Raw genomic sequence first — 19,564 nt, 5'->3', positions numbered from 1 at the left:
GCCACCAGGTGTGCGACCCGCGGATGTGCGTTAGACAGGGCATGTGAACGTGCGCTCGGGCTTGAGCTCGCGCAGTGTCGGCGGGCAGGTGCTCGCCCTGATGCTGGTCATCGTGACGCTCCTGGTGCTCGCCGCGGGGGCCACGCTGTCCCTCCAGGCGCGCGGCAGCCGGGACAACCAGGCCCGGGGCCGTGCGCTGACCGTCGCACGGACCGTCGCCTTCGCCCCCGGCGTCCAGCAGGCGCTGGAGTCCCGCGACCCCTCCAGGACCCTCCAGCCCTACGCCGAGAAGGTCCGGCGGCGGACCGGTGTCGACTACATCGTGGTGACCACCCCCCGGGGCATCCGCTGCAGCCATCCGAACCCGAAGATGATCGGCAAGCGCGTCGACCGCAGCCTCTACCCGGCCACGGTGGGCCGGGCCTTCACCGACAAGACCCCGGGCATCACCCGCCCGGCCCCCTCGATCCGGGCCGCCGTGCCGGTCACCAACGCCCGGGGCCGGGTGATCGGCGTCGTCAGCGCCGGGGTCTCCATCCCCTCCGTGGCCCGCACGGTCAGCCGTCAACTGCCGGTGATCTACGGCTCCACGGCCTTCGCCCTCCTCCTGGGCGGGGGCGGCGCGGCGCTCGTGGCCCGGCGGCTGCGGCGCCAGACCCACCGGCTCGGCCCCGCCGAGATCACCAGGATGTACGAACACCACCATGCCGTGCTGCGCTCGGTTCGGGAGGGGGTGCTGATCCTCGACGACGAGGGACGGCTGCTGCTCGCCAACGACGAGGCGCTGCTCCTGCTGGGTCTCGCACGCGACGCGCACGGACGGCGGATCACCGACGTCGGTCTGCCCCCGGAGATCGCCGGGCTGCTCGCCTCCGCCCGCGAGGCCACCGACGAGGTGTACGAGGTCGGGAACCGGCTGCTGGCGGTCAACCAGCGCCCGGCGGAGCGGGGCGGACAGCCCTGGGGCAGCGTCGCCACCCTGCGGGACACCACCGAGCTGCGCGCCCTGACGGACAAGGCCGACCGGGCCTACGCACGCCTCCGGCTGCTGTACGAGGCCGGAGTCCGCGTGGGCAGCAGCCTCGACATGGAAGGCACCGCCCAGGAACTGACCCGGGTCGCCGTGCCGCGCTTCGCCGACTACGCCACCGTCGATCTGCACGAGGCCGTGCTGGGCGGCGAGGAGCCGGGCGACCGGGACTCGCCGCTGCGCCGGGCCGCCTTCAGCGGCATCCGGCAGGACCCTCCGCTGCGCCGGGTCGGTGAGCGCGTGTCGTCCTTCCCCGTCACCCAGCGGGCCGGGGGCACCGGCCAGGCGCGCGTGTTCGCCGTCGGCGAGCTGCCGTCCCACGCCGACTGGACGCCCCGGGACCCGGAGCGGCTGGAGTGGGTGAGGGAGTACGGCATCCACTCGCTGCTGGCCGTGCCGCTCAGCGGGCGCGGCGTCCGGCTGGGCCAGGCGGCGTTCTGGCGCTCGGGGGACACCCCGCCGTTCGACGAGGAGGACCGGACCTTCGCCGAGGAGCTGGCCGGTCAGGCGGCGGTCGCCATCGACAACGCCCGCCGCTACGCGCGCGAGCACGCCACCACCCTGGCCCTCCAGGAGAGCCTGCTGCCGCGCGGCCGCCCCGAGCAGCAGGCCGTCGTGGCCGCCCAGCGCTATCTGCCCGCCCCCGGCGGGGTGAGAGGCGACTGGTTCGACGTCATCCCGCTGTCCGGGGCCAGGGTCGCCCTCGTCGTCGGCGATGTCGTCGGCCACGGACTGCACGCCGCCGCGACGATGGGCCGGCTGCGCACCGCCGTGCGCAACTTCTCCGTCGTGGACCTTCCCCCCGATGAGCTGCTCGCCCGGCTCGACGACGTGGTCGACCAGCTCGACCGGGAGGAGACCGCCATGGGCGGCGGCGCCGGGGCCGCCGGGGCCACCTGTCTGTACGCGGTCTACGACCCGGTCTCCCGGCACTGCACCCTGGCGCGGGGCGGCCATCCGCCCCCGGCCCTGGTCCATCCCGACGGCTCGGTGACCTTCCTCGACCCGCCCGCAGGACCGCCGCTGGGACTCGGCGGACGGCTCTACGAGGCGGCCGAGACGGAGCTGCCCGAGGGCAGCCGCATCGTCCTCTACACCGACGGGCTGGTGCAGGACCGCGAACGGGACATCGAGGCCGGGCTCGCCCAGTTGCGGGACGCCCTCACCGATGCCGACCCCGACCCGGAGCGGGCCTGCGACACCGTGATGGCCGACCTGCTCTCGCCGCGCCGCACCGACGACGTCTGCCTGCTCATCGCCCGTACCGCCGCGCTGGACCCGCGCCGGGTGGCCTCGTGGGACCTCCCGGCGGATCCGGAGGTGGTGGCCAGGATGCGGGCGGCCGTCGCCCGCACCCTGGCCGAGTGGAACCTGGAGGAGGCCGCCTTCACCACCGAGCTGGTGGTCAGCGAGCTGCTCGGCAACGCCATCCGGCACGCGGTGGGCCCCGTACGGCTGCGCCTGCTGCGCGACCGGGCACTGATCTGCGAGGTCGCCGACGGCAGCACCACCGCGCCCCATCTGCGCCGGGCGGCCACCACCGACGAGGGGGGACGCGGGCTGTTCCTCGTCGCCCAGATGGTCCAGCGCTGGGGCACCCGCTACACCAGCCAAGGCAAGATCATCTGGACCGAGCAGGACCTCCCGGCCGCGGAGCGCGCCCTGCGGTGACCAGGTGGTCAGGCCGAGGCCGCCTGCGCGCCCTCGCGCCGCTCCCATGCCACCTGGGCCAGATCGGCCATGGTGGCCATGAGGTCCGCCGCCTCCTCCGTGCCGTTCAGATGCCGGTACTCCGAGCCCACCGTGATCACCAGCCGCTCGGGCAGGCCCAGCGACGGATACGCGTTCTCGGCGATCAGGGTGCGGGCGGCCTCCAGGGCCGGTACCCCGGCCGTGTGCAGCTCCCGCGTGCGGTCCCGCAGATGTTCCAGATAGCCGATGTGGCCGCGGACCCCCTCCCGGTCGAGGACCGGGCCATGGCCGGGGACGATCACCTCGGCCCCGGTCGCGAGCACCCGCTCGCACGCGGAGATCACATTGTCCAGCGGGCCCGCCCAGTGCACCGCGTGGTCGCCGGGGTCCTGCGGACCGGAGGCGAAGATGACATCGCCGGTGAACGCCACCTTCTGCCGCGGCAGATACGCCACCAGGTCGCCCGCGGTGTGCGCGGACTCCAGGCTGAACAGCCGCACCGGCACCTGGCCCACGCGCAGGTCGAGTTCGCCCACGAAGGTGAGCGTCGGCTCGACCACCTCGGTGGCGGACCAGTCGAACCGCCCGAAGTGCCGCTGGAGGTACCAGCCGAGGGGAGTCGCCGGATCGCTGCCGTGCACCAGGCCGTGCAGTTGCTGTGGCGAGGGCTCGTACTCGATGTGGCCGAGCGCCTCGCGGGTGGCCACGATCTCCGCGTCCGGTACGACCTCCGCGCCCCACAGGTGGTCGCCGTTGGCATGGGTGACGACCACCCGCTCGATCCGGCCCCCGTCGGGCAGCAGGGCACGGCTGTATTCCAGGAACTCACCGGCCATCCGACGGTCGTAGGGGCTGTCGATCCAGGCGGCGTGGCCGTCGGGCGAGACGATCAGACCGCAGTTGGCCAGACCCCAGCCGGCGCTCGGGGTGGGGGACCAGATGTGCACACCGTCGGCCACGGTGAGGAGGGGGGATTGCGAGATCATGGACGCACACTATGCCCGCGCCGCACACCCGTGGCAGGCGGCCCGCCCTACCCGCGCGGGTCCCCGCCACCCGGCCACCGCCGCGTCAGGCCGTCATCGGCAGGTCGGTCGTCAGGCCGTCATCGGCTGGTCGGTCGGCCCGACCGGTGCCGGGAGCGTCGTGGAGCCCGCGAGATAGCGGTCCACGGCGGCCGCGGCCGAGCGGCCCTCGGCGATCGCCCAGACGATCAGCGACTGGCCACGGCCCGCGTCACCCGCCACGAACACCCCGTCCGCGCTGGTGGCGAAGGACGCGTCGCGGGCGACGGTGCCGCGCTCGTCGAGCTCGAGACCGAGCTGGTCGATCAGCCCACCGTCCCGCTCCGGGCCGCGGAAGCCGAGGGCCAGCAGCACCAGATCCGCCCGCAGCACCCGCTCCGTGCCCGGTCCGGGGTCGCCATCGGCACGGGCCCCGACCAGACGCAGCGCCCGGACGCCGCCGTGCGGCCGCTCCGCGTCCGGTGCGGTCCCCTCGAAGCGGACGGTGGTCGCGGAGAAGACCCGCGCGTCCACGTCCGCCTCCGGAGAGGCCGCCAGCTCCCGCGCCTCCTCATGGGCGGCGGACATCCGGTAGATCTTGGGGTAGGTGGGCCAGGGCTCGCCCTCGGTCCGCTCGTCGCCGGGGCGGGGGTGGATGTCCAGTTGGGTCACGGAGGCGGCGCCCTGCCGCAGCACGGTGCCCAGACAGTCCGCGCCGGTGTCCCCGCCGCCGACGATGACCACATGCTTGCCCTCGGCGGTGATCGGCGGCCGGGCGTAGTCGCCCTCCAGCACCCGATTGGCCATCGGCAGATACTCCATCGCCTGATGGATCCCGGCCAACTCCCTTCCTGGAACGGGCAGTTCACGCCAGGCTCGGGCGCCCACGGCTATCACGACCGCGTCGTAGCGCGCCCGGATCTCGGCGGCGTCCATATCGGTGCCGACGTCCACGCCGGTACGGAACTTGGTGCCTTCCGCGCGCATCTGCTCCAGCCGCCGGTCCAGATGGCGCTTCTCCATCTTGAACTCGGGGATGCCGTAGCGGAGCAGTCCGCCCACCCGGTCGTCCCGCTCGTACACCGCCACGGTGTGCCCCGCGCGGGTGAGCTGCTGGGCCGCGGCCAGGCCCGCGGGCCCCGAGCCGACGACGGCGACGGTCCGGCCGCTCAGCCGGTCCGGTGGCTTGGGGGTCACATGGCCGCTCTCCCAGGCCCGGTCGGCGATGGCCACCTCGACGTTCTTGATGGTGACCGCCGGCTGGTTGATGGCGAGCACACAGGCGCTCTCGCAGGGGGCCGGGCACAGCCGGCCGGTGAACTCCGGGAAGTTGTTGGTGGCGTGCAGCCGCTCGCTCGCGCGCAGCCAGTCGTCACGGGAGACCAGGTCGTTCCACTCCGGGATGAGGTTCCCCAGCGGGCAGCCCTCGTGGCAGAACGGGATGCCGCAGTCCATGCAGCGGCCCGCCTGCGCGTTGATGATCGGCAGCAGTCCGCCGGGCGCCGGAACCTCGTCCCAGTCCCGCACCCGCTCGTCCACCGGACGCCGGGGCGGAAGACGACGGGGTGTCGTGAGGAAACCCTTGGGGTCGGCCATGACGACCTCCCATTACCCATGTCATGGTCTGGCCGCTTTCACCCCACTGTACGACCGCTGGTCAGCAGGTCCAGGGTCTGCGCGGCCTCGGCCGTGATCCGGTCCACCAGCTCCGCGCAGGTGGGCAGATCCCCGATCACCCCGGCCACCTGACCGGAGGCCGTCACCCCCGTGTCGGTGCGGCCGTCCACCATCGACGCCTTCAGCGGCATCGGGGCGGTGGCGGCCGGCAGGACCTGGCTCCAGGTGAGGTCCTTGCCGTGCCGCATCGCCAGCCCGTCGCGCACCATCCGCGCGTCGGCTCAGCCCGGCCGTCCGCCGGCCCCGCCCGTCGTGGAAGCCGCCCGCGGCCACGACCGGGACGTCCACCGCGCCCGCGTCCTTGAGCCGGTCGATCAGCTCGCGCTCGGGGGCCGGCGTGAACGAGGGGGCGACCCGCACCCCTCCTCGACGATGATCCGCACCCCGCTCCCCGGCGTCCCACCCACCCCATGCCCGTCTGGACGATCGGATGGCGCACCCCGACGAGCCGGGTCAGCGGGCAGCCGGTGTACGGCGGCGGTCAGCCCCCACATCATCATCGCCTCGTCCAGCTCGGTCAGTTCGATGTCCCCCGCTCGCGCGCCACCCGGAAGCGCGGCTAGAGGGGGATCGAGTCGAGCGGTTCAGCCCCCCTACGACTGGACCGCCGGAGCCATGATCTCGACCGTGGACGATCTGACCCGGTTCGAGCGGGCGCTCTTCGGCGGCAAGCTGCTCCGCCCCGACCAGCGCCAACTGGTCCTGGCCGCCACCGTCTACGACCGAGACGGCGGCCCTGTGCGACTGAGCCCCTTCTCCCCTGTAGCCCCCCCCGGTCGCCCTTCTCAGGAAACGGGCCGCCGGGGCCAGCGTCGGCACCGAGGCGTGGCCCAGCGGGAACTGACGGACGCAGACCTCTTCGATCAGGGTCTCGACAGGGGCACACAGCCGGCCTGCCGCAGAAGGGTGCTGAAGCGCGAGGCGAGGACCGGATGGCCGTCCGCCGCGGGATGCAGCCGGTCCGAGCCCTCGGCCTCCAGCATCAGCCGCGCACAGGCGGGGCCGAACACATCGGGGCCGTGGAGGTAGCGCAGCCGGGTGTCGCCGTGGTCGCGCAGCAGGGTCACGGCCCGGCGTATGCGCGCCCGGCACTCGCGCATCGTCAGCCCCGAAGGGCCCGGCACCTCCTCCCGCTCGGGTGCCGTGATCGTGGACATCACGGCGAACGGGGTCGTGGGGTGGCCCTCGCGCACGGTGCGGACGAAACCGATGAGCGCCGAGACCAGCGCGTCGCGGTTGTGGCTGCCGAGCACCTGGACGTTGACCCCGACGCAGAGGGTGAGGAGATCGGCCGGTAGATCCCGCATCAGCCGCGCCGTCATGGGCTCCAGACAGCTGGACCTGCCCACGGCCAGTGAGGTGAGATCCCAGCCGTTCCGCCGGGCCACCAGGGCGGTCCAGGTCCGGCTGGGGGACGCGGCGCCGCGCCCCTGCGAGATGGAGCTGCCGCAGTGGACCCAGCGCGGCCGCGGCCCGGGGGCGTCGCCCTCCACGGCCGCGCCCGCCTCCACGGACAGTCCGCGCAACCGGAACTGATGGTAGAACGGCAGCCACAGCTCGACCGTCGCCATCCGCCCCGGCAGCCCGTCGCACCGGAACTCGGCGTCCCCGCCGTGGGTCTCGAGCTTCACGGTGTCGGCCCGTCGCCCGTCGCACACCACATCGAGGTGGGCCCGCTCCTCGGGCCCGTTCAGCGTGGGCGCGGGGTCGGCCTGGTAGCGGCAGGTGAGCGAGGAGCTGTCGGTGCGCAGCGCCACGCGCACCCCGGACGGCATCGCGGCCCGGCCCAGCCCGCCCTCGGGGAGATACAGCGCCGCCTCCTCGCGCGGCAGCCGCCAGGGGGCGGTCCACGCGGGGTCCCGCTGCAGGGAAACCGCGCCCCGGTAGCGCAGCCGGGGATCGTCGTGAGGGATGTCGAGCGAGGCGCGGGCGGGGCGGGTCTGCATGGTCGCGAGTCTGACACCCGCCTCGGACATGTGAGGTGAACCGCGCCGCTCAGGGGCTACTCGGCCGTGCAGCGAGTGCCCTCTAGGCCAAAGGGGTGATTTTCCGTACCCAGTGTGGTGAATCGTCCCGCGCGGTGAGTGTACTGGTACTGACGACTGTGGGGTGCCCATCTCCCTGTCGGGGTAAGGACGGAGACGTTTCCGCGTTCTCTGGTCCATTCCTTTGGGCACCCCGGCGGCGAGTGGCAGCCCCACCACCCTCACTCGAAGGGGCTGCATCATGCCAGTCGCTATCACTCCCCCCACACCCGTGGCGTGTACCACGTTCACGGCGCAGGTCACCTCCATCCCTGCCGGGGTCAGCGCCGGAAACACCGCCACTTTCACGTACGACGGCCAGACCCAGTCCGCGACCGTCGCCGCCGACGGGACCACCCCTCCGGTCACCTTCACCGCCGTGGGATCCGGGCCCCAGACCATCACCGTGGTGTACACCAGCGGCGCCACCATCACCGGTACCGAGGTCGTCCCGGTCACCGTCACTCCCGCACCCCCCGGGACCCTGACGACCACCCTGACCACCGTGGGCACGACCACGCAGGCCAGCACGACCCTCACCTGCGGCGGTGCCGCCACCTCGATCAACGGCACCATCCAGTACACCCTGCCCGGCGGGGGGACGGTATCGACGCCCGTGGTCAACGGCGTCGTGACCCCGGTCAACCTCGGGGTGCTGCTCACCTCGGGGCAGTCGGTGACGGCCACGTTCGTGGCGGCTGCCGGTACCTGCCCCGCGTGCACCTTCGCCCCGGTCACCACAAGCCTGTGCACGGTGGTGCTGCTGCCTCCGGCGGGTGTGGTCACGGCGGGTCAGCCGACCACTCTCCAGGCGCTGGTGCTGTGCAACGGCGTCCCGGTCAGTGGTGCCACGGTCTCCTTCGCCACTCCGAGTGGCACGTTGGGCACGGGGACGACCAACGCGTCCGGGTTGGCTTCGGCGACGGTCACCTTCCCGACCGCCGGGGCCACCACGGTCACGGCCACCGTCACCGCTACCCCCGCCGGCACCGCATGCAACTGCACCGGAACGGCGTCCGCGCCCCTCCCTGTCGTAGTGGTGCCCGCGGCCGTCTGCACGGTGGTGCTGCTGCCTCCGGCCGGTGTGGTCACCGCTGGTCAGCCCACGACCCTCCAGGCGCTGGTGCTGTGCAACGGCGTCCCCGTGAGCGGGGCCACGGTCAGCTTCACGAGCCCGAGTGGCACGTTGGGCACGGGGACGACCAACGCGTCCGGGTTGGCTTCGGCGACGGTCACCTTCCCGACCGCCGGGGCCACCACGGTCACAGCCACGGTCACCGCCACTCCCGCCGGTAGCGCCTGCAACTGCACGGGGACGGCGTCCGTCCCGCTCCCCGTCGTGGTGTTGCCCGCGGCGGTGTGTACGGTGGTGCTGCTGCCTCCGGCAGGTGTGGTCACCGCTGGTCAGCCCACGACCCTCCAGGCGCTGGTGCTGTGCAACGGCGTCCCGGTCAGTGGCGCTACGGTCAGCTTCACGAGCCCGAGTGGCACGTTGGGCACGGGGACGACCAACGCGTCCGGGTTGGCTTCGGCGACGGTCACCTTCCCGACCGCCGGGGCCACCACGGCGACTGCCACCGTCACCGCCACTCCCGCGGGCAGTGCCTGCAACTGCACGGGGACGGCGTCCGTCCCGCTCCCCATCGTGGTGCTGCCCGCGGCACTCTGCACGGTGGTGCTGCTGCCTCCGGCCGGTCTGGTCACCGCTGGTCAGCCCACGACCCTCCAGGCGCTGGTGCTGTGCAACGGCGTCCCCGTGAGCGGGGCCACGGTCAGCTTCACCACTCCGAGCGGCAGTTTGGGCACGGGCACGACCAACGCCGCCGGGCTGGCTTCGGCGACGGTCACCTTCCCGACCGCCGGGGCCACGACGGTCACGGCCACCGTCACCGCCACTCCCGCCGGTAGCGCCTGCAACTGCACCGGCACGGCGTCCGTCCCCCTCCCCGTCGTTGTCCAGCCCGGGTCGACCACGCCGCCGGGACCGCTACAGGCCCTCCCCGCCTGCTGGCGGGTCAACCTGTCCAACCCGACCGTCTTCCCGACCACTCTGACGGCCAAGGTGACGCCGCCGACCGCGGGCATCCCCGTGCAGTTCCTCGTGGGCGGCGTGCCCGTGGGGACGGCGACGACCGATGCGACCGGCACCGCCACCCTCCCGGTGAACCTCACCCTGTTCCAGATCATCAACACCACCTACCAGGCGACCGCGGTCGTCGGAGGCACCACGGTCACCTCGACGGCCTCCCTGCAGCCGTGCATCCCGCCGGTGTGACCCTGGTCCACGGGTGAACGCGTGCGGAAATAAAGGGCTGTCCCCCGTAGTGCGAGTACGGGGGACAGCCCGGCGTTCGGCACGCCCGCGTGTCCACCGACCCGGGCCAAGGGTCAGAGGCTGACGCCGTGTGACCGCAGATAGGCGAGCGGATTGATGTCCGAGCCGTAGCCGGGGCCGGTGCGGATCTCGAAGTGGAGATGCGGCCCGGTGGCATTGCCCGTCGAGCCGGAACGGCCGATCTGCTGGCCGCCGTTGACGTTCTGCCCGGCCCGCACCGAGAGCTGCGAGAGATGGGCGTACTGGCTGTACTTGCCGTCCGGATGCCGGATGACCACCTGATAGCCGTACGCGTCGCCCCACCCCGCCGAGACCACATCGCCCGAGCCCACGGCCTTCACCGAGGTGCCGATGCCCACGGGGAAATCCACACCCGTGTGGTAGCCGCTCGACCAGCTGGAGCCGGCCGCCCGGTAGGCGGTGCTCGGGCTGACGCCGCTGACGGGGGCGGTGAAGCCCGAGGAGACGACGGGCTTGGCCGCCCGCTCCCGGCTGGTGTGCTTCTCGGCCTTCGGGTGCGGCGCGGGCTTCGGCTTCGGCTTCGCCTTGGCCTTGTGGTGGGGCTCGGGTTCCGCCTTGGGCTTGGCGGTGGCCTTACCGCCCTTCAGGGAGAGCTTCTGACCGGGGTAGATCAGATCGGGATCGCCGCCGATCGTCTCGCGGTTGGTCTCGTAGAGCGCCTCCCAGCCGCCGTTGACGTCGTGGGTGTCGGCGATACGGGACAGCGAGTCACCGCTGACGACCACATAGCGGCCGGACTTCGTGGAGGCGCGCCCCTGGAGGCTGGTGGGCGTGGGCTTGCTCGCCGCCGCCTGCTGGGCCTTCTCCGGCCGATGGGTCTGCTTGATCGGGGCGGCGGCCGTCCTGACGACCTTCTGAGCGCTCTGCGGCGCCGCGTCGTCCCGCGTCAGACCGGCCTTGCCCGAGCACACCGGCCACGCGCCGGGGCCTTGGCCGTCGAGCACCTTCTCCGCGATCGCGATCTGCTGGTCCTTGGTGGCCAGATCGGCCCGTGCCGCGTAGGCCGTGCCGCCGTACGCCTCCCATGTGCTCTGCGTGAACTGCAGCCCGCCGTAGAAGCCGTTGCCGGTGTTGATGTCCCAGTTGTCGGTGGACTCGCACTGGGCCACCTTGTCCCAGGTTTCGCCCGAGGCCGCGGACGCGCCCGCGGCGCCGACGAGTGGAAGGGCGATTCCGGCGCCGCCCGCCGTGACGGTCAGTGAGGCACGGGAGATGCGGTTGGGCTTGTAGCGGCGGTGGCGTCCCCGTAAGGGCATGGACGGCTCCTTCTCGTGCTGCCGGGTGCGGCGAGCTGCCGGGCGGGCCAAAGATAAGGGGGCCGATTTGGGCACAACAAGAGGGAGTTCACCTGGAAAGAGGGCCACAGCGCGCTGTGCTGCGGCCCTCTCCCGCTTATGTGATGTGCATCACACGAATTCGGTCGGTGGTTCGGGCGGGACGCAGGGTGACCGGCCCGCCCCGGCTGCCAGGCGAACGACGCGGCGGAGGGCTCGGACGAGGTGAACAACGCGTCCACGGCCCGGACTTCGATCCGCGTCGCCGCCTCGCCGCCCTGGCGTGCGAGGGCGGCGACGTAGAAGGCGGTCTGGCACGTCCCTCCGAGGAAACGGCGGCCCCCGTCCGGAGCCACCTGGTGCAGTTCGTCATGGCGCACGGCACCGGGGAGCGGCCCCAGGACAGCCGCAGTGCGGCCGTTCCGCCGTCCGTCGCGGTGAGGCGCACGCCCAGGGCGTGAACGGTGTCCGGGCGCACCCCACGCAGCCGTCGGCCGATCCGCAGGGTGGCGGTGGTCCAGCCGGTGCCCGCCGCCCGCGACCGATGGTCCCGGGCGGCGGCGTGCCGTGCTCTGCCGAGGAGTTACCGGCGCACGGCGAGCGACACCGCGAAGCGGCCCTCCGCGTCGGTCCACCAGCGCCGCGAATCCATCCCCGCGGCGGCAAGTTCGGCCCGCACCTTCTCCTCCCGGAACTTGGCGGACACCTCGGTGCGGACCTCCTCCCCGGCCGTGAAGTGGACCGCGAGATCCATGGCGGGGATCTTCGCGGTGAGCTCCTTACGGGCCCTCAGCCGCATCTCGATCCACTCCTCCTCGGCGTTCCACACCGCCACGTGGTCGAAGTCGGAGGGGTCGAAGTCGGCGCCCAGCTCGCGGTCGAGCACCGTCAGCACGTTCTTGTTGAACGCCGCGGTGACCCCCTGGGCGTCGTCGTAGGCGGAGACGAGCGTGGCCTCGTCCTTCACCAGGTCGGTGCCGAGCAGCAGCGCGTCGCCGGGCGCGAGCAGCTCGCTCACCGAGGCGAAGAAGGCCGCCCGCTCCGCCGGCAGCAGATTGCCGATGGTGCCCCCGAGGAAGGCCAGCAGCCTCGGCCCCGGGGTGTCGTCGGGCAGCGCGAGCCCGTTCATGAAGTCGGCCACCAGCGCGTGCACCGTCAGCCGTGGATGCTCGGCCAGCAGGGCCTCCCCGGCCAGTTCCAGGGCGCTCTCGCTCACGTCGACGGGTACGTAGACGTGCAGATCCGGCAGTGCCCGGATCAGGTGGCGGGTCTTCTCGGAGGAGCCGGAGCCCAGTTCGATGAGGGTGCGGGCCCCGGTGGCGTCGGCGATCTCCGCCGCGCGGGCGACGAGGACCTCCCGCTCGGCGCGGGTCGGGTAGTACTCGGGCAGCCGGGTGATCTCTTCGAAGAGCGCGCTTCCCCGGGCGTCGTAGAACCACTTGGGCGGAAGCTGTTTGGGGGTGCTGGTCAGCCCGTCGGCCACATCGGCGCGCAGCGCGGCCGTGGTGGCATCGGCGGGCAGGGTGCGGGTGACGGTGAAGGGGCTCAACGGGAAGCCTCCTTGAGTGCGGTGAGCAGTACATCGGTGCGGGTGGCGGTGAGCAGGGTGCGGTCGGGGACCTCGGTCCAGCCGGGGTCCTGGTCGTACGGCTCGGAGGCCACCACCACGCCCCGGTCCGGGTCGGCCAGGTACCACAGCGTGTCGCCCCAGGCGGTGGCGGCGATGGTCTCGCCGTCCATGAGCAGCAGATTGAGCCGTGAGCCGGGGGAGGCGCCGGCGAGCTGCTCGACGGCCTCGGCCAGCGCCTCCGGCGGCGCGTGGCCCAGCCGCAGCCGGTGCAGCACCAGCGCCCAGACGAACGCCGAGTCGCACCGGGCCTCCAGGCCGAGCAGATCCACCGGTGGCAGTGCGGCGGCGAGGTCCGCGACCGCGTGCGGCCAGTCGCGGATCGCCCCGTTGTGGCTGAACAGCCAGGTCCCGGAGGCGAACGGCGAGGCGCCCGCCTCACCGTCCGCGCTCGCCTCGGTGGCATCCCTTACGGCGGCCATCAGCGCCTCCGTGCGCACCACGCGGGCCAGGTCGGCGAACGACAGATCGCCCCAGATGGGCCCGGCGCGGCGGTAGCGCGCGGGCACCGGGTCGCCCGACGCGTACCAGCCGACGCCGAACCCGTCGGCGTTGACCGTGCCGTGCGCCTGCCGCCGCGGCGCCCACGACTGCCGGAACAGGCTGTTCGCGGGCGCCACGACCACCTCGCCGATGGAGGTCCGCGGCCCGAGGTAGGCCAGGTGCCGGCACATCAGGACGCGTCCCGCGCGGTGCGGAAGCCGGCGAAGATCTGGCGGCGGACCGGCAGGTCCCAGTTGCGGAACGTGCCCCGGCAGGCGACCTCGTCCACCGCGAAGGAACCGCCGCGCAGCACCTTGTGCGACGGGCCGAAGAACACTTCCGAGTACTCGCGGTACGGGAAGGCGCGGAACCCCGGATAGGGCAGGAAGTCGCTCGAGGTCCACTCCCAGACATCGCCGATCAGCTGCCGCACCCCCAGCGGGGAGGCGCCCAGCGGATAGCTGCCCGCCGCCGCGGGCCGCAGATGGCGCTGGCCCAGGTTGGCGTGGACGGGCGTGGGGTCCTCGTCGCCCCACGGGTAACGCCGGGACCGGCCGCTCTCCGGGTCGTGGCGGGCGGCCTTCTCCCACTCCTCCTCGGTCGGCAGCCGCCGTCCCGCCCAGCGGGCGTAGGCGTCCGCCTCGTACCAGCTCACATGCACCACCGGCTCCTCCGGCGGCACCGGCTCCGTCACCCCGAACCGCCGGCGCAGCCACTGCCCGCCCTCGCGCCGCCAGAACAGCGGGGCGGCGAGGCCGTGCTCCTGGATGTACGCCCAGCCGTCGGCCGTCCACCAGCGCCGCTCGGTGTAGCCGCCGTCCGCGATGAACCGCTGGTACGCGCCGTTGGTCACCGGGGTGGTGTCGATGTGGAAGGCCGGGACCAGCCGGTGGTGTGCGGGCCGCTCGTTGTCCAGGGCCCAGGGCTCGGCCGAGGTACCCATGGTGAACGGGCCGGCCGGGACCAGCACCTCCTCGGGCAGCGCAGCGCCGTCCGCCGTGCCGGGCGGCGGCGGGGCGGTGAGCGCGGCGGGTCCGCGGCGCAGCTGGTGGGTGATGAGCATCGTCTCGTCGTGCTGCTGCTCATGCTGCGCGATCATGCCGAAGGCGAAGCCCGCGTCCACCAGCGGGGCGCCGCGCAGCTCGATCCGCTCCAGGATGTCCAGCACCCGGCCGCGCACCTCGTGCACATAACCGCGGGCCTCGGCGGGCGCCAGCAGCGGCAGGGTGGGCCGCTCGGCGCGCGGATGCTCGAAGGCGTCGTAGATCGAGTCGATCTCGGGGCGCAGGGCGTCACGTCCGCCGACCGCGCGCAGCAGCCACTGCTCCTCCTGGTTGCCTATGTGCGCCAGATCCCACACCAGCGGGGACATCAAAGGGGAGTGCTGGGCGGTGAGGTCGGGCTCGTCCACGCAGGTGGTCAGGGTGTGGGTGCGGTCGCGCGCGGTGCGCAGCGCCTTCTCGGCGCGCCGGCGCAGCGCCTCGGGATCGATGGTGAGATCGGAATCGGGGGCGGTCATGACCGTCCCTCCTTACCGGTGAGGGGAGCGAGCAGATCGTCGGCGGGACATCGGCCGCGGACCACGTAGCGGTCGGTGAAGGCGGCGACGGCGGCGGTGACGGCGGGGGAGGCGCCGATACGCGGCAGTGCGTCCAGCGCCGTGGTGAAGCAGCTGACGGCGGCGGTGCGCAGCTCGGGGTCGGCCAGACCGTGGCGGGCCGCGGCCCGCCACAGCGGATTGTCCGGTGCGGGGCGGGCGCCCGCCGTCTCGGCGAGGGGTTTCACCACCCGGTAAACCGTTTCAGCAGCCTCGGGATCGTCGAAGAGCGCGACCGTGACGGCGAGGGGGACGATCCATCCGTCCTCACCGCTCTGCGCGTCGATCATGCGCAGTTCCAGATGGCCGCGCGGGCGGACGGGGGGAAAGAGGGTGGAGATGTGGAAGTCGAGGTCGCCGTGGGTGGGTGGCCGGGGCAGCCCCGTCCGGGCCCACTGGCGGAAGGTCACCCCGGACGGCACCGTCCAGGGCGCCTTCTCGTCCCGGATGGCCATCACGGGCGCGTCCAGCACGTAGTGGGCCCAGGCCGTGCGGGGATCCTGGCCGTCGGCCGGGGCGTGGGTGCGTCCGGGGTCCATCGCCGTCCACAGCGCCTGCCGGGTGGAGCGGTAGCCCGTGGGGCGGCCCTGGCGCAGGGGCGAGTTGGCGAACGCGGCGGTGAGTACCGCCCCCAGCAGATGGGCGAGCCGCCAGCGCCGTGCCATGCCGAGCGGTCCGGGCTCCTCGTGCCCGGCGTCCACGCAGACCTGCACGGAGGCGGTGTTGCACATCATGGAGCGCCCGGCCGGCCCCCGGCGGTCGAAGTAGGTCTCCATGCACTCGTACCGGGGCGTGGCGAGGAAGCGTCTCGGCGGGCGCCAGGGGTCATGCCCGTGGCCGGCGAGACCGAGGCCGAGGCCGGTGAGTACCGAACGTACGAGGACCAGATCGGCGGCCGCGGACTCCACACACGCGGTGAGGGAGTCGGCCGGGAGGGAGCTGAGCTCCACCTGACCGCCGGGTTCGAAGGTGACGGCGGACCGCAGCGGCAGTCCGCGCAGGGCGGTGACCGCGGCTTCGAGCCGGGCCGCCTCGATGGGTCGTGCCGGGTCGTGCGGGTCGTACATGAGCCATTCGAGTTCGACTCCGATGCGGCGCGGCGGCCCGGTCTTGAAACAGATGCCGTGCAGCCTGGCCTCCATCTCGGCCTCGCTGATCGCCTTGTCGTCGGGCACAGTCGTCATCTCCCGTCCCGTTCCGGCAGTGGCTCGCCGGGAAACGAACCGATATGTCGCCGTCCACTCTCAACTGCCGACGCGCCGGGCTCAAGGGTGCCTCCAGAGTTGCACAAGAGTTCATCCGCCGCCGGGCGGGCAGGTCAGGATGGCTGACGGTGGTGGCGGTTCCGCTCCTCGTACCGACTGGTTAGTATGTTCGATCCGGCGCGGTACCGCGTTCCGACGATCCGTTTGTGGAGGCCACCGGATGCAGGCATGGCGAGTGCACGACAATGGCGAGCCCGGTGAGGTCATGCGCCTCGACGAGGTGCCGGACCCCCAGGCGGGACCGGGACAGCTGCTGCTGCGGGTCCGGGCCGTCAACGTCAACTTCCCCGACGCCCTGCTGTGCCGCGGCCAGTACCAGGTGCGGCCGCCCCTGCCGTTCACCCCCGGCGTCGAGGTGTGCGGCGAGGTCGTCGCCGTCGGCGAGGGCGCCGAGGCCGTGGTCGGCTCCCGCGTCCTGGCCACGCCCACGCTCCCCGCGGGCGGCTTCGCCGAGCTGGTGCCCGTGGAGGCGGCGGCCGCGCTGCCCGCGCCCGACACCCTGGACGACGCCGAGGCCGCGGCGCTGCACATCGGCTACCAGACCGGCTGGTTCGGCCTGCACCGCAGGGCCCGCCTCCAGTCCGGCGAGACGCTCCTGGTGCACGCCGCCGCGGGCGGGGTCGGCAGCGCCGCCGTCCAGCTCGGCAAGGCGGCCGGGGCCACCGTGATCGGGGTCGTCGGCGGCGACGACAAGGCCCAGGTCGCCCGGGAGCTCGGCTGCGACCTCGTCCTCGACCGGCGCGCCGACGACATCGTGGCGGCCGTCAAGGAGGCCACCGGCGGACGGGGCGCGGACGTCGTCTACGACCCGGTCGGCGGCGACGCCTTCGTCAAGTCCGTCAAATGCGTCGCCTTCGAGGGCCGCATCGTGGTCGTCGGCTTCGCCAGCGGCGTCGTCCCCCAGGCCGCCCTCAACCACGCCCTGGTCAAGAACTACGCCATCCTCGGCCTCCACTGGGGCCTGTACAACACCCACGACCCGGCCGCGATCCGCGCCTGCCACGAGGAGCTGACCGAGCTCGCCGCACAGGGCACCGTCAAACCGCTGGTCAGCGAGCGCGTACCGCTGAAGGACGCGGCCGACGCCGTCCAGCGCGTCGCCGACGGCGTGACCACCGGCCGCGTGGTCGTCGTTCCCGGGCAGGCCGCCGGAGGGGCCCGATGAGCACCACCCGGCACCGCCCCGCCGTGGACGCCGACGAGCTGCGCCGCCGCGTCCGCGAACTCCTGGACGCCCATCCGCCCGCCACCACCGACCGCCTGGACTTCCTGCGCGCCCGCTTCGACGCCGGGCTCGCCTGGGTGCACTACCCGGCCGGGCTCGGCGGCCTGGACGCCCCGCGCTCCCTGCAGGCCGTCGTCGACGCCGAGCTGGAGACCGCGGGGGCACCTGACAACGACCCCCGCCGCATCGGCATCGGCCTCGGCATGGCCGCCCCCACCATCCTCGGCTTCGGCACCGACGAGCAGCGGCAGCGGCTGCTGCGCCCGCTGTGGACCGGCGAGGAGGTGTGGTGCCAGCTCTTCAGCGAGCCCGGCGCCGGATCCGACCTCGCGGCGCTGGCCACCCGGGCGGTGCGCGACGGCGACGACTGGGTGGTCGACGGACAGAAGGTCTGGACCTCCAGCGCCCATCTCGCCCGCTGGGCCATCCTCATCGCCCGCACCGACCCCGGCCAGCCCAAACACCGCGGCATCAGCTACTTCATCTGCGATATGACCGACCCCGGGGTCGAGGTCCGGCCACTGCGCCAGATCACCGGCGAGGCGGAGTTCAACGAGGTCTTCCTCACCGGGGTGCGGATCCCCGACAGCCGGCGGCTCGGCGAGATCGGCGAGGGCTGGCGCGTCGCCCAGACCACCCTGATGAACGAGCGGGTCGCCATCGGAGGCGGCCGCGTCCCCCGCGAGGGCGGCATGATCGGCCTGGTCGCCGACACCTGGCGCGAGCGGCCCGAACTGCGCACCCACGACCTCCACCAGCGGCTGCTGCGGCTGTGGGTGGAGTCCGAGGCGGCCCGGCTCGCGGGCGAGCGGCTGCGCCAGCAGCTCGCGGTCGGCCAGCCCGGCCCCGAGGGCTCGGCTATGAAGCTCGCCTTCGCCCGCCTCAACCAGCACATCAGCGCGCTCGAGGTCGAGCTGCTGGGGGAGGAGGGGCTGCTCTACGACGACTGGACGCTGCGCCGTCCCGAACTCGTGGACTTCACCGGCCGCGAGGCCGGCTACCGCTATCTGCGCGCCAAGGGCAACTCCATCGAGGGCGGCACCTCGGAGGTGCTGCTCAACATCATCGCCGAACGCGTCCTGGGCCTGCCGCCCGAGCCGCGGACCGACAAGGACGTCCCGTGGAAGGACCTGCCCCGATGAGCACCGCCGACCTGCTCTACTCCGAGGCGGAGGACGATCTGCGCGCGGCCGTACGGTCGCTGCTCACCGACCGCTGCCCGCCCGCCACGGTGATCTCCGAGGCCGAGAGCGGCCGGGCGTACGACGTGGCGCTGTGGCGCGCGCTGGGTGCCGAGATGGGCACCGCGGGGCTGCTGGTGCCGGACAAGCTCGGCGGCCAGGGCGCCACCGCGCGTGAGGCGGCGGTGGTGATGGAGGAGCTCGGCCGCGCCGTCGCCCCCGTGCCCTACCTCACCAGCGCCGTCCTCGCCGCCGCTGCCCTGCTCCGCTGCGACACCGACCAGGAGGCCGTGGCCCGGCTGCTCGGCGCGCTCGCCGAGGGCCGCACGGTCGGCGCCCTCGCGGTGCCGCTGTCCACCGTGGCCGTAGCGCCCGGCGGTGGATCCGGCGCGCCTGCCGCGACCGTACGGGCCGACGGCGACACCACGCTCAGCGGCCAGGTCTCCGGTGTCGCGGGCGCGGCGGGCGCCGATGTGCTGCTCGTCCCCGCCACCGGCGCGGACGGCTACGGTCTCTACGCCGTGGAGACCGCCGAGACCAGCGTCACCGTCGAGCCCCTCACCTCCCTCGACCTCACCCGCCCGCTCGCCGCGGTGACCCTCACCGGCGCCCCGGCCCGCCGGCTGGCCGGGCCCGACCGGGCCGAGGCGGCCATCGGGCGGGCGCTGCTGACCGGGGCCGGGCTGCTCGCCTCCGAGCAGCTGGGCGTGGCCGAATGGTGTCTGACCGAGACGGTCCGCCACACCAAGGAGCGCCATCAGTTCGGGCGCCCCATCGGCTCGTTCCAGGCACTCAAACACCGCATGGCCGCGCTGTGGCTGGAGCTGGTCTCGGCGCGCGCCACCGCCCGGTACGCCGCCGACGCACTGGCCACGGACAGCCCGGACACACCGGTCGCGGTGGCCGTGGCCCAGGCGCACTGCGCCGAGGTGGCGGTGCACGCGGCCGAGGAGTGCGTCCAGATGCACGGCGGCATCGGCATGACCTGGGAGCACCCGGCGCATCTGTACCTCAAGCGGGCCAAGAGCGACGAGATCGCGCTGGGCACCCCCGGCCGCCACCGGCAGGCGCTCGCCGGGCTGGTGGATCTGCCGGCCCCCACCGGCTGACCGGCCGGATCCGGCGAACC

At 73.3% G+C, this 19,564-nt stretch carries 14 protein-coding genes and 2 pseudogenes; 5 read left to right on the top strand and 11 right to left on the bottom strand.

The features are described from left to right. Positions 1 to 61: 61 nt before the first annotated feature. Positions 62 to 2,701, top strand: a complete 2,640-nt coding sequence (locus ACZ6TD_RS05425) for a SpoIIE family protein phosphatase (RefSeq protein WP_471351234.1) — start codon at positions 62 to 64, stop codon at positions 2,699 to 2,701. 8 nt (positions 2,702 to 2,709) lie between these two features. Here ACZ6TD_RS05425 and ACZ6TD_RS05420 read toward each other — a convergent pair whose 3' ends face one another. The 5 genes and pseudogenes from ACZ6TD_RS05420 to ACZ6TD_RS05400 form a co-directional block, all read right to left on the bottom strand. Beyond that, on the bottom strand, positions 2,710 to 3,708 hold the full coding sequence (locus ACZ6TD_RS05420) for an MBL fold metallo-hydrolase (RefSeq protein WP_471351232.1): 999 nt from the start codon (positions 3,706 to 3,708) through the stop codon (positions 2,710 to 2,712). Between the two features lie 111 nt (positions 3,709 to 3,819). Beyond that, the gene (locus ACZ6TD_RS05415; RefSeq protein ID WP_471351231.1) at positions 3,820 to 5,322 is read right to left on the bottom strand and encodes a glutamate synthase subunit beta; all 1,503 of its coding nucleotides are present in this window, start codon (positions 5,320 to 5,322) and stop codon (positions 3,820 to 3,822) included. A gap of 38 nt (positions 5,323 to 5,360) precedes the next feature. Continuing rightward, positions 5,361 to 5,615: pseudogene (locus ACZ6TD_RS05410) on the bottom strand (nitronate monooxygenase); the annotation flags it as partial. Between the two features lie 213 nt (positions 5,616 to 5,828). Then, a pseudogene (locus ACZ6TD_RS05405) lies at positions 5,829 to 5,983 on the bottom strand (acyl CoA--acetate/3-ketoacid CoA transferase subunit alpha); the annotation flags it as partial. A gap of 283 nt (positions 5,984 to 6,266) precedes the next feature. Further along, positions 6,267 to 7,349 (bottom strand): GDSL-type esterase/lipase family protein, encoded by a 1,083-nt coding sequence (locus ACZ6TD_RS05400; RefSeq protein ID WP_471351229.1) that lies wholly within the window; start codon positions 7,347 to 7,349, stop codon positions 6,267 to 6,269. A 310-nt stretch (positions 7,350 to 7,659) separates the two neighbouring features. On the opposite strand from ACZ6TD_RS05400, the gene ACZ6TD_RS05395 reads away from it, so the two are divergent. Beyond that, the gene (locus ACZ6TD_RS05395) at positions 7,660 to 9,702 is read left to right on the top strand and encodes an Ig-like domain repeat protein (RefSeq protein ID WP_471351228.1); all 2,043 of its coding nucleotides are present in this window, start codon (positions 7,660 to 7,662) and stop codon (positions 9,700 to 9,702) included. Between the two features lie 113 nt (positions 9,703 to 9,815). Here ACZ6TD_RS05395 and ACZ6TD_RS05390 read toward each other — a convergent pair whose 3' ends face one another. The 6 genes from ACZ6TD_RS05390 to egtA all read right to left on the bottom strand — a co-directional run bounded on the left by ACZ6TD_RS05390 (position 9,816) and on the right by egtA (position 15,948). Further along, positions 9,816 to 11,039: a transglycosylase family protein gene (locus tag ACZ6TD_RS05390; protein ID WP_471351226.1), complete on the bottom strand. Its 1,224-nt coding sequence runs from the start codon at positions 11,037 to 11,039 to the stop codon at positions 9,816 to 9,818. Continuing rightward, positions 10,979 to 11,413: a GH85 family endohexosaminidase C-terminal domain-containing protein gene (locus ACZ6TD_RS05385; RefSeq protein ID WP_471358847.1), complete on the bottom strand. Its 435-nt coding sequence runs from the start codon at positions 11,411 to 11,413 to the stop codon at positions 10,979 to 10,981. The genes ACZ6TD_RS05390 and ACZ6TD_RS05385 overlap by 61 nt, the downstream gene beginning before the upstream one ends. A gap of 227 nt (positions 11,414 to 11,640) precedes the next feature. Then, entirely contained in the window at positions 11,641 to 12,606 is a 966-nt protein-coding gene (gene egtD / locus ACZ6TD_RS05380) for an L-histidine N(alpha)-methyltransferase (RefSeq protein WP_471351224.1), read from the bottom strand. Next, positions 12,603 to 13,358: an ergothioneine biosynthesis protein EgtC gene (egtC, locus tag ACZ6TD_RS05375; protein WP_471351223.1), complete on the bottom strand. Its 756-nt coding sequence runs from the start codon at positions 13,356 to 13,358 to the stop codon at positions 12,603 to 12,605. The genes egtD and egtC overlap by 4 nt, the downstream gene beginning before the upstream one ends. Beyond that, positions 13,358 to 14,686: an ergothioneine biosynthesis protein EgtB gene (gene egtB, locus ACZ6TD_RS05370; RefSeq protein WP_471351222.1), complete on the bottom strand. Its 1,329-nt coding sequence runs from the start codon at positions 14,684 to 14,686 to the stop codon at positions 13,358 to 13,360. The genes egtC and egtB overlap by 1 nt, the downstream gene beginning before the upstream one ends. Then, on the bottom strand, positions 14,683 to 15,948 hold the full coding sequence (gene egtA, locus ACZ6TD_RS05365) for an ergothioneine biosynthesis glutamate--cysteine ligase EgtA (RefSeq protein WP_471351221.1): 1,266 nt from the start codon (positions 15,946 to 15,948) through the stop codon (positions 14,683 to 14,685). The genes egtB and egtA overlap by 4 nt, the downstream gene beginning before the upstream one ends. Positions 15,949 to 16,189: 241 nt before the next feature. Between egtA and ACZ6TD_RS05360 the strand changes: the two genes are divergently transcribed. Genes ACZ6TD_RS05360 through ACZ6TD_RS05350 form a run of 3 tightly spaced genes read left to right on the top strand, consistent with a single transcriptional unit; the run spans position 16,190 to position 19,544 of the window. After that, the gene (locus tag ACZ6TD_RS05360) at positions 16,190 to 17,194 is read left to right on the top strand and encodes an NADPH:quinone oxidoreductase family protein (RefSeq protein ID WP_471351220.1); all 1,005 of its coding nucleotides are present in this window, start codon (positions 16,190 to 16,192) and stop codon (positions 17,192 to 17,194) included. Further along, positions 17,191 to 18,396 carry an acyl-CoA dehydrogenase family protein gene (locus ACZ6TD_RS05355; protein WP_471351218.1) on the top strand — a complete coding sequence of 402 codons (1,206 nt, stop codon included), beginning with the start codon at positions 17,191 to 17,193 and terminating at the stop codon, positions 18,394 to 18,396. The genes ACZ6TD_RS05360 and ACZ6TD_RS05355 overlap by 4 nt, the downstream gene beginning before the upstream one ends. Then, positions 18,393 to 19,544, top strand: a complete 1,152-nt coding sequence (locus ACZ6TD_RS05350) for an acyl-CoA dehydrogenase family protein (RefSeq protein WP_471351217.1) — start codon at positions 18,393 to 18,395, stop codon at positions 19,542 to 19,544. The genes ACZ6TD_RS05355 and ACZ6TD_RS05350 overlap by 4 nt, the downstream gene beginning before the upstream one ends. Positions 19,545 to 19,564 lie beyond the last annotated feature (20 nt).

Source organism: Streptomyces yongxingensis (genome assembly GCF_055597465.1).
The sequence above is the reverse complement of the archived record's forward strand: the minus strand, read 5'-3'. Positions and strand labels throughout refer to the sequence as shown.